Origin of the sequence: Streptomyces sp. NPDC059224, from assembly GCF_042754285.1 — a bacterium.
GTDB lineage: Bacteria > Actinomycetota > Actinomycetes > Streptomycetales > Streptomycetaceae > Streptomyces.
On record NZ_JBHZAN010000018.1, the window covers coordinates 68,165 to 82,786 of the forward strand.

At 71.4% G+C, this 14,622-nt stretch carries 10 protein-coding genes, 1 pseudogene and 1 riboswitch; of the genes and pseudogenes, 5 read left to right on the top strand and 6 right to left on the bottom strand.

What is annotated here, in order from left to right; all coding sequences use genetic code 11:
• Window positions 1–6 precede the first annotated feature (6 nt).
• A complete protein-coding gene (locus ACFXI4_RS21000; RefSeq protein ID WP_351326770.1) occupies window positions 7–288 on the top strand; it encodes an HPr family phosphocarrier protein in 282 nt (93 codons plus the stop codon).
• A 287-nt stretch (window positions 289–575) separates the two neighbouring features.
• Here the strand turns inward: ACFXI4_RS21000 and ACFXI4_RS21005 are convergent, their stop codons facing one another.
• The 4 genes from ACFXI4_RS21005 to ACFXI4_RS21020 form a co-directional block, all read right to left on the bottom strand.
• A complete protein-coding gene (locus ACFXI4_RS21005; RefSeq protein ID WP_384992992.1) occupies window positions 576–1,271 on the bottom strand; it encodes a GntR family transcriptional regulator in 696 nt (231 codons plus the stop codon).
• Between the two features lie 211 nt (window positions 1,272–1,482).
• Entirely contained in the window at window positions 1,483–2,238 is a 756-nt protein-coding gene (locus ACFXI4_RS21010) for a M23 family metallopeptidase (RefSeq protein ID WP_384992995.1), read from the bottom strand.
• Between the two features lie 12 nt (window positions 2,239–2,250).
• A riboswitch (cyclic di-AMP (ydaO/yuaA leader) is annotated at window positions 2,251–2,414 on the bottom strand.
• A gap of 192 nt (window positions 2,415–2,606) precedes the next feature.
• On the bottom strand, window positions 2,607–3,995 hold the full coding sequence (locus ACFXI4_RS21015; RefSeq protein WP_384992997.1) for a M16 family metallopeptidase: 1,389 nt from the start codon (window positions 3,993–3,995) through the stop codon (window positions 2,607–2,609).
• Entirely contained in the window at window positions 3,992–5,386 is a 1,395-nt protein-coding gene (locus tag ACFXI4_RS21020; protein WP_362725140.1) for a pitrilysin family protein, read from the bottom strand. Before ACFXI4_RS21020 ends, ACFXI4_RS21015 begins: the two co-directional genes overlap by 4 nt.
• A 280-nt stretch (window positions 5,387–5,666) precedes the next feature.
• Between ACFXI4_RS21020 and ACFXI4_RS21025 the strand changes: the two genes are divergently transcribed.
• The gene (locus tag ACFXI4_RS21025; protein WP_384993250.1) at window positions 5,667–8,123 is read left to right on the top strand and encodes a DNA topoisomerase (ATP-hydrolyzing) subunit A; all 2,457 of its coding nucleotides are present in this window, start codon (window positions 5,667–5,669) and stop codon (window positions 8,121–8,123) included.
• Here ACFXI4_RS21025 and ACFXI4_RS21030 read toward each other — a convergent pair.
• Both ACFXI4_RS21030 and ACFXI4_RS21035 read right to left on the bottom strand, forming a co-directional pair.
• A complete protein-coding gene (locus tag ACFXI4_RS21030; protein WP_384993001.1) occupies window positions 8,120–9,190 on the bottom strand; it encodes a CobW family GTP-binding protein in 1,071 nt (356 codons plus the stop codon). The genes ACFXI4_RS21025 and ACFXI4_RS21030 overlap by 4 nt on opposite strands.
• A 92-nt stretch (window positions 9,191–9,282) precedes the next feature.
• A pseudogene (locus ACFXI4_RS21035) lies at window positions 9,283–9,459 on the bottom strand (citrate/2-methylcitrate synthase); the annotation flags it as partial.
• Between the two features lie 531 nt (window positions 9,460–9,990).
• Here ACFXI4_RS21035 and ACFXI4_RS21040 point away from each other — a divergent pair.
• The 3 genes from ACFXI4_RS21040 (at window position 9,991) to ACFXI4_RS21050 (ending at window position 14,552) form a co-directional block, all read left to right on the top strand.
• Window positions 9,991–11,250 (top strand): EfeM/EfeO family lipoprotein, encoded by a 1,260-nt coding sequence (locus ACFXI4_RS21040; RefSeq protein WP_384993004.1) that lies wholly within the window; start codon window positions 9,991–9,993, stop codon window positions 11,248–11,250.
• The gene (gene efeB, locus ACFXI4_RS21045) at window positions 11,247–12,470 is read left to right on the top strand and encodes an iron uptake transporter deferrochelatase/peroxidase subunit (RefSeq protein ID WP_384993007.1); all 1,224 of its coding nucleotides are present in this window, start codon (window positions 11,247–11,249) and stop codon (window positions 12,468–12,470) included. The genes ACFXI4_RS21040 and efeB overlap by 4 nt, the downstream gene beginning before the upstream one ends.
• 186 nt (window positions 12,471–12,656) lie before the next feature.
• The gene (locus ACFXI4_RS21050) at window positions 12,657–14,552 is read left to right on the top strand and encodes a phospholipase C (RefSeq protein WP_384993010.1); all 1,896 of its coding nucleotides are present in this window, start codon (window positions 12,657–12,659) and stop codon (window positions 14,550–14,552) included.
• The last annotated feature ends 70 nt before the right edge of the window (window positions 14,553–14,622 follow it).

Below are 14,622 nucleotides of genomic sequence, written 5' to 3' on the forward strand. Positions count from 1 at the left end.
CATCACATGGCTGAGCGCCGCGTCAACGTCGGCTGGGCCGAGGGCCTCCACGCCCGCCCCGCTTCCATCTTCGTCCGAGCCGCCACGGCCACAGGCGTCCCGGTGACGATCGCCAAGGCCGGGGGCGACCCCGTCAACGCGGCCTCCATGCTGGCTGTCCTGGGCCTGGGTGCCCAGGGCGGCGAGGAGATCGTCCTCGCCTCCGACGCCGAGGGCGCGGACGCCGCGCTCGAGCGCCTGGCCAAGCTGGTCGGCGAAGGTCTCGAGGAGCTCCCCGAGACCGTCTGAGCGTCACCGCACCCGCACGAACGAGGCCGCGCCGCCCCCGCCAGGGCGGCGCGGCCTCGCCGTTCCCGCCGCGCGGCGGGAAACCGAGCCGCCTCGGCCACCTTTTGCGAACGGGGCGTTTATGCGGAACCCGGCCGCGCACCGGGCGCGGTTAATTCCCCGCCGGGCACGGCGATGACACGCTCCGGAAATTCCGGGCGCGCGCGAAATAAAGGCGGCGGAGTCCGGCCGAGGGCGTCGGAAATACTGCTCCACCGAATAACATCTCTTTGTATACGGCGCCCGTGTTAATGCCGCAGGCCCGACATGTTTACGGGATGTTGCGAAGTCCTCACACCGGCCGCCCGGTCCGTGCCGCCGGAAAAGCGCGGCCGGTGGGAGACCGTGGACCGCTCGGCGTGCAGCGCGGTGATCGCCCGCGCGCGTTCGCCGTCGCCGCGTGTCACCGCGTCCACGATGGCGCCGTGCTCGGCCCAGGACTCCACGGGGTTGGCGGGTGAGTCGACGACGTACATCCAGGCGATCTTGTGCCGCAGCTGGGTGAGCGTCGAGGTCAGGGCGTGGCTGCCGGTGGCCTGGGCGAGCGTCTCGTGGAACCAGCCGCCCAGGGAGCGCAGGTCCTCGCTGCCACCCCTGCGGGCGCGTTCCTGGCCCAGCCTGACCAGTCCGCGGAGCACCTTGAGGTGGGCCTCGGTACGGCGCTGGGCGGCCCGGGATGCGCCGAGCGGCTCCAGGAGCAGGCGCATCTCCAGCAGGTCGGCGGCCTCCTGCTCGGTCGGTTCCGCCACGCACGCGCCCGCGTGCCGGCGCGTCACGACGAAGCCCTCGGCCTCCAGGGTGCGCAGGGCCTCGCGGACGGGGACGCGCGAGACACCGTAGCGGCGGGCCAGGAGTTCCTCGGTGAGCCGGCTGCCGCGCTCGTAGACACCCGCGACGATGTCGTCCCGGATCGCCGTGCATACCGAGTGCGCCGGAATACGCATGTCCGACCTCCGCCTTAATCCCCGTGAAACGCCGCCGAGTGGCGTCCGTTCCGTGACTCTATTGCAATGAGCGGGAATTTCCGACGGCGGCCCTGAATCCATGCATATTTTTTGGACATCGGGTTCACGAAAACGACGAAAGCCCCGGCTCGGGAGCCGGGGCTTCGGCACACTCGCCGCGTGACGTCACACGGTCGTCGCCGCGTTCGGGTCAGACGTCGACACCGTGCTTGCGGAGGTAGGAGACCGGGTCGACGTCCGAGCCGTACTCCGGGGTCGTGCGGGCCTCGAAGTGGAGGTGCGGGCCGGTCACGTTGCCGGTCGCGCCGGAGAGGCCGATCCGCTCGCCCGGGGTGACCTTCTGCCCCACCGAGACTCCTATCGACGACAGGTGGCCGTACTGGGTGTACATGCCGTCGGCCATCTTGATGACGATCTGGTTGCCGTACGAGCCGCCCCATCCGGTGGAGACGACCGTGCCGGTACCGACCGCGTGCACCACCGTGCCGGTGGCGGCGTGGAAGTCGATGCCGGTGTGGGCGCCGGAGGACCACAGGGAGCCGCCGGTCCGGTAGCCGGTGGAGACGTACGAGTCGGAGATCGGCGCGACGAAGGCGTTGAGACGCTTGCGCTCGGCCTCCCGCGCGGCACGCACCTCGGCCTCGCGCTCCTTCTTGGCCTTGGCCGCCGCCTTCTTGCGCGCGGCCTCCTCGGCCGCCTTGCGCTCGGCGGCCGCCGTCTGCGCGGCGGCCTGGGCGTCGATCTGCTCGGCGACCGAGTCGCTGACCGTGATCACCGGAGTGAGGCCGGTCTGCTCGACCGAGTTCTCCGCGGCGAGCGCCGGGGCTGCCGAGACGGTGCCGATGACACCTGTGGTGGTGAGGGCCGCGATACCGGCGGCCTGCGCGGTGGTGCGCTTCACCCGGCCGGGACGACGGTGCTTCCCGGAGGCGCACATGAACGCCATGTAGAGGCTGGTCCTTTCCTTCCCTCTCGCCTACCGGGTTAGCTGACGGGTTCGGAGCAGGAAGGTCTCCTACGGGCGCCCTCGCGGCTCGCGCGGGCGTCCGATTCACCCCAGGGACTGCATGGGTCCCCGGCTCCCCTGGCTCGCGCCGTACGGGGACTCGGCGATGACTGTCCGGTGCCGCGGGCGCGGCTCGGTGCCTGGCGGACAGTCCGGAAGAACCTATGAGGGCGTCCTCGCAATCCTCAAACGGATCGCGGTTTTTGTCGCGCATCCCACAGGGCAGACAGGCAACCTCCGCCCCAATTCGGACATTTCAGAGCCCCGGTGACCCGAGGGTCACCAGGGCTCCGGGCGCACGCGTCCCGCTACTCCGCGGCGACGACCGTCACTTCGCCGATGCCGAGGGCCTCGACGGGCTCCTTGATCTGCGCCGCGTCGCCGACCAGGACCGTCACCAGGTGGTCGACCGGGAAGGCGCTCACGACCGCCGCGGTGGCCTCCACGGTGCCGGTGGCGGCCAGTTGCCGGTAGAGGGTGGCCTGGAAGTCGTCCGGCAGATGCTGCTCGACCTGGTCGGCCAGGGTGCCGGCGACGGCCGCCGCCGTCTCGTACTTGAGCGGCGCCACGCCGACCAGGTTCTGCACGGCGACGTCACGCTCGGCGTCCGTGAGGCCCCCGGAGGCGAGGGTGCGCAGCACCGTCCACAGGTCCTGGAGCGCCGGGCCGGTGTTCGGGGTGTCCACGGAGCCGCTGATGGCGAGCATCGAGGCGCCGCTGCCGTCGGGGGCGGAGCGCAGCACCTGCCCGAAGGCACGGACGCCGTAGGTGTAGCCCTTCTCCTCGCGCAGGACGCGGTCCAGGCGGGAGGTGAGGGTGCCGCCCAGGCAGTAGGTGCCGAGCACCTGGGCGGGCCAGACGCGGTCGTGCCGGTCGGCGCCGACGCGGCCGATGAGCAGCTGCGTCTGGACGGCCCCGGGGCGGTCCACGATGACGACACGGCCGGTGTCGTCCGCGGTGACCGGGGGCACCGGCCGGGGCTGGGCGGCCGTGCCGCGCCAGGCGCCCAGGGTCTCGCCGAGCAGTTCGTCCAGGTCGATGCCGGTCAGGTCGCCGACGACGACCGCGGTGGCGGTGGCGGGCCGCACATGCCGGTCGTAGAAGGCGCGTACGGCGGCCGCGTCGATCTTCTCGACGGTGTCCTCGGTGCCCTGGCGCGGCCGGGACATCCGCGCGGCCGACGGGAAGAGCTCCTTGTAGAGCTGCTTGGCGGCCCGGCGGCTGGGGTTGGCCAGCTCGTGCGGGATCTCGTCGAGGCGGTTGCGGACCAGCCGCTCGACCTCGCTGTCGGCGAAGGCGGGTGCCCGGAGCGCGTCGGAGAGCAGCCCGAGGCCCTTGCCCAGACGGGAGGCCGGGACCTCCAGGCTGAGCCGGACGCCCGGGTGGTCGGCGTGCGCGTCGAGGGTGGCGCCGGCCCGCTCCAGCTCGGCGGCGTACTCCTCGGCGGAGTGCTTGTCGGTGCCCTCGGAGAAGGCGCGCGCCATGATCGTGGCGACGCCGTCCAGGCCGGCCGGCTCGGCGTCCAGGGGTGCGTCCAGGAGCACCTCCACGGCGACGACCTGCTGTCCGGGGCGGTGGCAGCGCAGCACGGTGAGCCCGTTGTCCAGGGTGGAGCGCTCGGGGGCCGGGAAGGCCCAGGGCCGGGCCTCGCCGGCCTGGGGCTGCGGGTGGAAGTCCATGGTGGCGAGCTCGCTCACTTCGCCGCCTCCTCGTTGTTGTCGCCGGCTTCGACCGTGGCCTCGGCCTCGGGGTCCTCGGGTACGTCGGCGTCCTCGACCGTCTCGGGGGACTTGGGCTCATAGACGAGCACCGCGCGGTTCTCGGGCCGCAGGCGGGCCTTGGCGACCTCCTGGACCTCCTCCGGGGTCACCGTGAGGACGCGCTGGACGGCGGTCAGGGCAAGCTGCGGGTCGCCGAACAGGACGGCGAACCGGCACAGTTCGTCGGCGCGGCCGGCGACGGTGCCCAGCCGGTCCAGCCACTCGCGCTCCAACTGGGCCTGGGCGCGTTCCATCTCCTCGGGCGTGGGGCCCTCCTCCGCGAAGCGGGCCAGCTCCTCGTCGATGGCGGCCTCGATGACCGGGACCTCGACGTCACCGGAGGTCTTCACGTCCAGCCAGCCCAGGGAGGGCGCACCGGCCAGGCGCAGCAGCCCGAAGCCGGCGGCGACGGCCGTACGGTCGCGCCGTACGAGGCGGTTGTACAGACGCGAGGACTCGCCGCCGCCGAGGACGGTGAGAGCCAGGTCGGCCGCGTCGGAGGCGCGCGTGCCGTCCTCCGGGAGCCGGTAGGCGGCCATCAACGCGCGCGCGGGCACCTCCTCCACGACGACCTCGCGCAGCTGCTCGCCCATGATGTCGGGCAGCGAGCCGTCACGCGGGGCGGGCTTGCCGTCGTGCGCCTGGATGGAGCCGAAGTACTTCTCGATCCAGGCGAGGGTCTCCTGGGGGTCGATGTCGCCGACCACCGAGAGCACCGCGTTGTTGGGCGCGTAGTAGGTACGGAAGAACGCCCGCGCGTCCTCCAGGGTGGCCGCGTCCAGGTCCGCCATCGAGCCGATCGGCGTGTGGTGGTAGGGGTGGCCCTCCGGGTAGGCGAGCGCGGTGAGCTTCTCGAAGGCGGTGCCGTAGGGGACGTTGTCGTAGCGCTGGCGGCGCTCGTTCTTGACGACGTCCCGCTGGTTCTCCATCGACTCGTCGTCGAGGGCGGCGAGCAGCGAGCCCATACGGTCGGCCTCCAGCCAGAGGGCGAGCTCCAGCTGGTGGGCGGGCATGGTCTCGAAGTAGTTGGTGCGCTCGAAGCTGGTGGTGCCGTTGAGCGAGCCGCCGGCGCCCTGTACGAGCTCGAAGTGGCCGTTGCCCTTCACCTGGGCGGAGCCCTGGAACATCAAGTGCTCGAAAAGGTGAGCCAGGCCGGTACGTCCCTTGACTTCGTGCCGGGAACCGACGTCGTACCAGAGGCAGACCGCCGCGACCGGGGTCAGGTGGTCCTCGGAGAGCACCACGCGCAGACCGTTGGCCAAGCGGTGCTCGGTCGCTGTCAGGCCTCCGGAGCCTGTCTCGGCCGTGGTCGTGTGACCCATGGGCATGTACGTCCCTTCGCTCGCGTCACTCACTCGCGGAAGCCGTCTCGAACCGCGGTTTTTCTGCCAGTCCTGCCACTGTATGCAAGCGTGCCGGAACCCGGCGAAGTTCCCGCACCACGTACGCCCACAGCGGATCGCGTAGCCTGCGTCCGACCCGCTCCCGAAAGCCTCCGTGGCACCGGGGCGGGCCGCGGAGACCGGGTCCTGGCCCGGGTTGTCAGTACCGCGGTCCACAATGGTCAGCGTCAGATCCCGTTCACGCATGAGCAAGGAGCCGGCAGCGATGGCCCGCCGCAGCACGAAGACCCCGCCGCCCGACGACTCGTACGAGGAGAGGATCCTCGACATCGACGTCGTGGACGAGATGCGCGGCTCCTACCTCGAGTACGCGTACTCGGTCATCTACTCGCGCGCCCTGCCGGACGCCCGCGACGGCCTGAAGCCGGTGCACCGCCGGATCGTCTACCAGATGAACGAGATGGGCCTGCGCCCCGAGCGCGGCTACGTGAAGTGCGCGCGCGTGGTCGGCGAGGTGATGGGCAAGCTGCACCCGCACGGCGACGCGTCGATCTACGACGCGCTGGTGCGCATGGCCCAGCCGTTCTCGATGCGTGTCCCGCTGGTCGACGGCCACGGCAACTTCGGCTCCCTGGGCAACGACGACCCGCCGGCCGCCATGCGGTACACCGAGTGCCGGATGGCCGAGGCGACCAGCCTGATGACCGAGTCGATCGACGAGGACACGGTCGATTTCACGCCGAACTACGACGGGCAGGAGCAGGAGCCGGTGGCGCTGCCCGCCGCGTTCCCGAACCTGCTGGTCAACGGCTCGTCGGGAATCGCGGTCGGCATGGCCACGAACATGCCGCCGCACAACCTCGGCGAGGTCATCTCGGCCGCCCGGCATCTGATCCGGTACCCGAACGCGGACCTGGACACGCTGATGAAGCACGTCCCGGGCCCCGATCTGCCCACCGGCGGCCGCATCGTCGGCCTGGAGGGCGTGCGGGACGCGTACGAGACGGGCCGCGGCACCTTCAAGATCCGCGCCACGGTGGCGGTGGAGACGGTCACCGCCCGCCGCAAGGGCCTGGTCATCACCGAACTGCCCTTCACGGTCGGCCCCGAGAAGGTCATCGCCAAGATCAAGGACCTGGTCAACTCCAAGAAGCTGCAGGGCATCGCCGACGTCAAGGACCTCACCGACCGCGAGCACGGGCTGCGTCTGGTCGTCGAGATCAAGAACGGCTTCGTGCCCGAGGCGGTCCTGGAGCAGCTCTACAAGCTGACGCCGATGGAGGAGTCCTTCGGCATCAACAACGTCGCCCTGGTGGACGGCCAGCCGCTCACGCTCGGCCTGAAGGAGCTGCTCGAGGTCTACCTCGACCACCGCTTCAACGTGGTCCGCCGCCGCAGCGAGTTCCGCCGCACCAAGCGCCGCGACCGCCTCCACCTGGTCGAGGGCCTGCTCACGGCCCTGGTCGACATCGACGAGGTCATCCGGCTGATCCGCTCCAGCGACAACAGCGCGGAGGCCAAGCAGCGCCTGATGGAGCGCTTCTCGCTCTCCGAGATCCAGACGCAGTACATCCTGGACACCCCCCTGCGGCGCCTGACCAAGTACGACCGCATCGAGTTGGAGGCGGAGAAGGAGAAGCTCACCGCGGAGATCGCCGAGCTGACCCGGATCCTGGAGTCGGACGCGGAGCTGCGCAAGCTGGTCTCGGCCGAACTGGCCGCGGTGGCGAAGAAGTTCGGCACCGAGCGGCGCACGGTCCTGCTGGAGGCATCGGGTGTCCCGGCGAGCGTGGTGCCGCTCCAGGTGGCCGACGACCCGTGCCGGGTGCTGCTCTCCTCGACGGGCCTGCTGGCGCGCACGACGAACGGCGAGCCGTTCCCGGAGGACGCCGACGGCAAGCGGGCCAAGCACGACGTGATCGTGTCGGCGGTGCCGGCGACCGCCCGTGGCGAGATCGGCGCGGTGACCTCGTCCGGCCGTCTGCTCCGCGTCAACGTGGTCGACCTGCCCCAGCTCCCGGAGACGGCGAGCGCCCCGACCCTCGCGGGCGGCGCGCCCCTGTCCGAGTTCCTCTCCCTGGTGGACGGCGAGACGGTGGTCTGCCTGATCACGCTGGACGAGTCCTCTCCGGGTCTCGCCCTCGGCACCGAGCAGGGCGTGGTCAAGCGCGTGGTCCCCGACTACCCGTCCAACAAGGACGAGTTGGAGGTCATCACCCTCAAGGAGGGCGACCGGATCGTCGGCGCGGTGGAGCTGCGCACCGGTGAGGAGGACCTGGTGTTCATCGCCGACGACGCGCAGCTGCTGCGCTACCAGGCCTCCCAGGTGCGCCCGCAGGGCCGTCCGGCGGGCGGCATGGCGGGCATCAAGCTCACCGAGGGTGCGAAGGTCATCTCCTTCACGGCGGTGGACCCGGCGGCCGACGCGGTGGTCTTCACGGTGGCCGGCTCCCGCGGCACGCTCGACGACTCGGTGCAGACGACGGCCAAGCTGACCCCGTTCGACCAGTACCCGCGCAAGGGCCGCGCCACCGGCGGGGTGCGCTGCCAGCGGTTCCTGAAGGGCGAGGACTGCCTGGCCTTCGCCTGGGCGGGGCCGGTCCCGGCGAAGGCGGCCCAGAAGAACGGGACGCCGGCCGAACTCCCGGAGATCGACCCGCGCCGGGACGGCTCGGGCGTGTCCCTGCCGAAGACGGTGTCGGTGGTGGCGGGCCCGGTCTAGGGCTGGTAGCCCTGCTCAGGGTCTTCCTCCAGGCCCTGTACGTAGCGCAGGACGCCCCACATGCCGTGCTCGTCGGCGTGTGGGGAGTCGTTCGTGCACGCGTCCAGTTCCTTGCGCAGGGCGTCCGCGTCGATGCCGGAGCCGATGAGCACGACCTGGGTCAGCCGCTCCTCGGCGCGCCCCCAGGGCTCCGGGTAGAACCGCAGGAACCGTCCCACGGCGTGCACGGCGTACCGGTTCCCGGTGTCGTACGGCCCGAAGTCGACGTACCCCTTGATCCGGTAGAGCCCCTCGGGCCGGCTGTCGAGGAAGGGCATGAGGCGACGGGGGTCGAGGGGCCGGCCGGAGACGAAGGACAGACTGTCGTAGCGGTCGTGCAGGTGTCCCGCGTGCTCACCGGCTTCTCGATGCTCGTGCAGGTCGTCGAAGGACAACTGCCCGACGCGCTCCTCGCCGGGCCGGCAGTCGAAGAGGAACTCCGGGTCGACTCGGCCGTAGGTGGCGGGCACGACGGCGGCCCCGTGGTCGCTGAGCGACCGCACGAGGCCGAGGACCCGCTCGCCCCCCTGCTCGGCCCGGTCCAGCTTGTTGACGACGACCAGGTCCGCGAGGGCGAGGTGCCGGTCGATCTCGGGGTGTTTCGCGCGCGTGTCGTCGAACTCGGCGGCGTCCACGACCTCGACGAGACCGCCGTAGACGATGCCGGGGTGCTCGCTGGCGAGCAGCATCCGGACGAGCTCCTCGGGCTCGGCGAGACCGCTCGCCTCGATGACGATCACGTCGATGCCGGTGGCCGGGTCGGCGAGCCGTTCCAGGTACCGGTCCAGTTCGCTGGTGTCGACGGCGCAGCACAGGCAGCCGTTGCCGAGCGAGACGGTGGAGTCGCCGAGGGCGCCGGCCACGGCCATCGCGTCGATCTCGATGGCTCCGAAGTCGTTGACGATCGCCCCGATTCGGCTGCCTCCGCTGCGGTGCAGCAGGTGGTTGAGGAGCGTGGTCTTCCCGGAGCCCAGGAATCCGGCGAGCACGACGACCGGGATCTGCTGGGGGCTGCGGTGGTGCTCCAACGGGGACCTCTTCCGTGCGGGCGGGGGTGTGGGCCGCTCCAGGATAGGAAACGACCCGCCGCAGGGGCCCACCGAGCCGCGGCCGTCACCCCCGGCTCCGGATCCGCGTACCGTGCCACCGTACGGATGATCTTCGAGTCCGCCGCCTGTTCCAGGATGTCGGCGCTCCAGCCGACCGCGCGGGCCGCCGTGAACGTCGGGGTGAACATCTCCCGGGGCAGACCGCAGAGTTCCATGACCACGCCCGCGTAGACCTCGACGTCGGCGTGGGAGCGTGTCACCGATGCCTTCCGGCGCCGTCCGGTCGTCGGCGGCTGGACACCCGTCGTCCCCACGGACCGGTGGACCGGCGTCGAGGCCGTGCGCGGCGGCGAGCGGCTGATCGCCGCGGTGAAGGGCCGCACCCGGGAGAGGGGTATCGACGCCGACACCGCCTACGGCCGGCTGCCGCGCCGCACGACGGCCGGATCCCCGCGCATCCGCGCTACGCGCTGGTCGTGCCGACCGCCGCCCTGTGGCACGCCGCCCGCGTGCCGGCCCGCGTGCCGGCCCGCGTCCAAAGACTGGTGCGGATCGACCTGTACGGGGTGGCGGACGACGGAGAGGTCCACCTCCACCTCGTCCGCCCCGCCGGCACCGGCACTCCTCTGCCGATTCACGGCGCCGGTGGACGGGACGGTGAACCGCGGACGAATTCTGTTCCCGCGTTCGGTCAGGGAGCGGTCGGCGGCCCCGTGGTGGCCTTCCGGCACGCTTAGGATCATCGGCGCCTCGTTCGTACGACTGTCTGGAGGCCCGGCGTGCCCGAAGCCGCACGCGAAGCCGATCCTGGTTCCATATCGGCCCCGCCCTCGCCCGGCCCCGTCGGCCGGCGGCGCGCCGTGCTGCTCGCGGGCGGCGCCCTGGTGGCCGCCGGCGCGGTGGGGGCGGTCCTGCTGGCCGCCGGGGGGTCCGGCGGCAGCGCCCACCGGGAGACGGCGGCCGACGGTCTGCCGCACACCACCGTCGAGATCGCGGCCGCCGGCTGCGGACGCGGCTGGACCCGCCCCGAGCCCGGCCGCCAGGTCTTCGACCTGCGCAACACCTCCAGCTCGGCGGCCGAGGTGTTTCTCACCGACCCGAGGACCGGCGCCGTCTACGGCGAGGTCGAAGGCCTCGCTCCGGGCACCGAGCGCCCGCTGCGGGTGACGTTGGGCAACGGTTCGTACGCCTTCAAGTGCCTGCCCGACGACGCGGACGCCGTCACCGGGCCGACGGTCCGGCTCACCGGCGCGAAGGTGAGGAGCGGTCCGGCGGCCGTGCCCGTGAGCCAGCAGGACCTCATCCCGCCCACGCTCGCCTACCAGAAGTGGATCCAGGCCCGCACAGTCGAACTGGTGCAGAGGACGGACGCGTTGCGCGACGCCGTCGACCGCGGCGACCTCGCGGCCGCCCGTGCCGCGTGGCTGCCCGCGCACCTGGTGTACGAGCGGATGGGCGCCGCCTACGGCACCTTCGGCGACGCCGACGATGAGATCAACGGAACCACGGCCGCGCTGTCCGGCGGGGTGCGCGACAAGGGCTTCACCGGGTTCCACCGGGTCGAGTACGGGCTGTGGCACGGCGAGTCGGCGAGCGGCCTGCGCGGCCCCACCGACCAACTCGCCCAGGCAGTACGAGCGCTGCGTGACAGCTGGCCCACCCAGCGGATGGACCCGGCCGACGTCGGCCTGCGCGCGCACGAGATCCTGGAGAACACCGTGCAGTTCGAGCTGACCGGCCGCACCGACTACGGCAGCGGCACCAACCTGGCCACCGCCCGCGCCAACCTCGACGGCACCCGCACCCTCCTCGGCTTCCTGCGCCCGCTGCTGAAGACCCGGGACACCGGCCTGGCCGGACTCGACTCCTGGCTGGACCGCACCCAGAACATCCTGGACGGCTTCGACCACGACGGCCGCTGGACACCCTTGCACCGGCTGACCCTCGCCGAGCGGGAGAAGGTCGACGCGAACCTCGGTGAACTGGTCGAGCGGCTCGCCGACGTGGCCGCCCTCACGGACGTACGGAGGACCTCGTGAAGCACGTGAACGACGTCGGGCGCCGGGGTTTCCTGGCCGGCGCGGCGGCGGTGGCCGGCGCCGGCCTGGTCGCCGCCGACCACGGCACCGCCTCCGCCGCCGCACCCTCCGGAGCGCCGCAGCGCGTGGCCTTCCACGGTCCGCACCAGGCGGGCATCACCACCCCGGCACCCCGCGCCACGGCGTTCGTGTCCTTCGACACCACCGCCGACAACCGCAGCGAACTGGCCGCGCTGCTGCGCACGCTCACCGACCGGGCCCGCTTCCTCACCGCCGGCGGCACCCCGGACGAACTGGGCATCACCGCGCCGCCCGCCGACTCGGGCACACTCGGCCCGGACATACCCACCGACCAACTGACCGTCACCGTCGGCGTCGGCGCCTCCCTCTTCGACGACCGTTACGGACTCGCCGCCCGCAGGCCCCGCCGGCTGACCGCCATGCCGTCGTTCCCGGACGACGACCTCGACGCCGCCTGGTGTCACGGTGATCTGAGCGTGCAGTTCTGCGCAGCCAACACGGACACGGTGCTGCACGCCCTCCGCGACGTCGCCCGGCACACCCGCGGTGGCATGCAGGTGCGCTGGCGGATGGACGGGTTCGTCAGCCCGTCCCGCCCCTCCGGCGTTCCGCGCAACCACTTCGGATTCAAGGACGGCATCGCCAACCCGGACGTCACCAGCTCCCGGGAGACGGACCGCCTGGTGTGGGTGGGCGCGAGCGACGGCGAACCGGACTGGGCCAGGGGCGGCAGCTACCAGGTCGTACGGCTGATCCGGATGCTGGTGGAGTTCTGGGACCGGGTCCCGATCACCGAGCAGGAACGGATGTTCGGCCGGGCCCGCGACACCGGTGCGCCCCTGGACGGGCGACACGAGAAGGACACGCCCCAGTACGCCCAGGATCCCAAGGGCGACATCATCCCCCTGAGCAGCCACATACGGCTGGCCAACCCGCGCACCACCGCCAGCGCCGACCAGCGGATCCTGCGCCGCGGCTACAACTACGACCGGGGTATGGACGCCAACGGCAACCTGGACATGGGGCTGCTGTTCTGCTGCTACCAGCAGGACCTGGCGCGGCAGTTCGAGACCGTGCAGAAGCGGCTGGCCGGGGAGCCGCTGGTCGACTACGTCTCGCCGTTCGGCGGTGGCTACTTCTTCGCGTTGCCCGGGGTGCGGGACGCCTCCGACTGGCTGGGACGCCGCCTGCTGACGTGACCGGGCGAGCGCACCCGGATCAAAAGAAGGTCAAGAGACCATGAGGATCTCCTGACCATTCGTTCGTGCGCCCTTCATTGCCGCTCCCTCGACCGGTCGTCAGCATTGCCCAGGATCCGGCCATAGACGTCATGGTCACGCATGGGCCAGGCAGTGGAACTCGGTGCTCCCGGAAGGCGACACAGCATGCTCGGCATTGGAAGAACCTTCGGCCCGCGACGTCGGCTGACGCGCATAGGCGCCCTGATCGGCGCGGCCGCCCTCGCCACGGCGGGCGGCGCCGTCCCCGCGGCGGCGGCCTCGGCGCACGGCGGCCACGGCCACGGCGGCACGCACACCGCCACGCCGATCAAGCACGTGGTGGTGATCTACGACGAGAACGTCTCGTTCGACCACTACTTCGCCACCTACCCGCAGGCGGCCAACACCGACGGCACCGCCTTCAAGGCGGCCCGGCACACCCCGAAGGCCGACAACCTGCTCAACTCCGGGCTGCTGACGAAGAACCCGAACCTGTACACGCCCAAGCGGCTCACCCCGGCGCAGGCGATGACCTGCGACCAGAACCACTCCTACGGTCCCGAGCAGTACGCGGCCGACGGCGGCAAGGCCGACAAGTACGTCGAGAACACCGAGGTCAGCAAGTGCACCGGGCTCTACGGCGAGCCCGGCCTGGTGATGGACTACTACGACGGCAACACCGTCACCGCGCTGTGGAACTACGCGCAGCAGTACTCCCTCAACGACCGCTCCTTCAGCTCGGTCTACGGCCCGTCCACGCCCGGCGCGCTCAACCTCGTCTCCGGTCAGACGCACGGTGTCATCTCCACCGACCCGTCCACCGGCACGGAGAACCCGAAGCAGACGTCGACCCCGGACTCGTACACCGTGATCTCGCCCGACGCCAAGGGCGTCGGCACGGTCACCAACGACCCGGACCCGGCCTACGACGACTGCTCCGACAAGGACCACACCAGCACCAACGCCCTCGCGGCAATGCGGGGCAAGAACATCGGTGACCTGCTCAACGCCAAGGGCGTGAGCTGGGGCTGGTTCCAGGGCGGCTTCCGCCCGTCGACCGCGTGGGACGGCACGTCCGGCTCCTACGCCAAGTGCGACACCACGCACAGCAACGTCGGCGGCGCCGCCGTGGTCGACTACAGCCCGCACCACTCGCCGTTCGAGTACTACAAGTCGACGTCCAACCCGCACCACCTGGCCCCGAAGAGCATCGCCGAGATCGGGCACAACGGCCGGGCCAACCACAACTACGACCTCACGGACTTCGACGCCGCCCTGAAGGCCGGCAACCTGCCCGCGGTCAGCTTCCTGAAGGCCGCCGAGTACCAGGACGGTCACGCGGCCTATTCCGACCCGACCGACGAGCAGCAGTTCCTGGTCAAGGAGATCAACGAGCTGCAGCAGTCGCCCGAGTGGAAGTCCACCGCGGTCGTGGTCGCCTACGACGACTCCGACGGCTGGTACGACCACGTGACCTCCGAGGTCCTCAACGGCTCCACGAACTCCACCGTGGGCTCCAACGGCAAGGCCGTCGACGGTCCCGACTGCCAGGCCGGCCCGGCTGCCAAGGGCGGCTACGCGGACCGCTGCGGCCCCGGCACCCGGCAGCCACTGCTCGTCATCTCCCCCTACAGCAAGGTGAACTCGGTCGACCACACCGCCACCGAGCAGACCTCGATCACCCAGTTCATCGAGAACAACTGGCACACCGGCGGCATCGGTGACGCCTCCTTCGACCGGCGCGCGGGCAGCCTGGCCGGCATGTTCGACTTCCGGCACCCCAACGACAAGCAGGTGCTGCTGAACACCGACGGTTCGGTCAGGTCGGTCAAGCCCATCCCGCACCACTACGGCCGTGCGGCGTCCGCCGGATCCACGCACGCCCCTTACCCGGCGTACGTCCAGGACCTCAAGGCCCAGAACGTCGCCGCCAGCAGCTCCACCTCCCCGGCCCTGCCGATCGCCGTCGGCGCCGGTGTCCTGACCGCCGGAGCCATGACCACCGCGTTCGCGCTGCGCCGCCGCAAGGCACGTGCGGGGGCTCCGACGGCCGCCGTGTAGGCGCCGCCCTCCCGCGACGACCCCGACGGTCCCGGCCAGGTACAGGCCGGGACCGTCGCGTCCTGCGTGT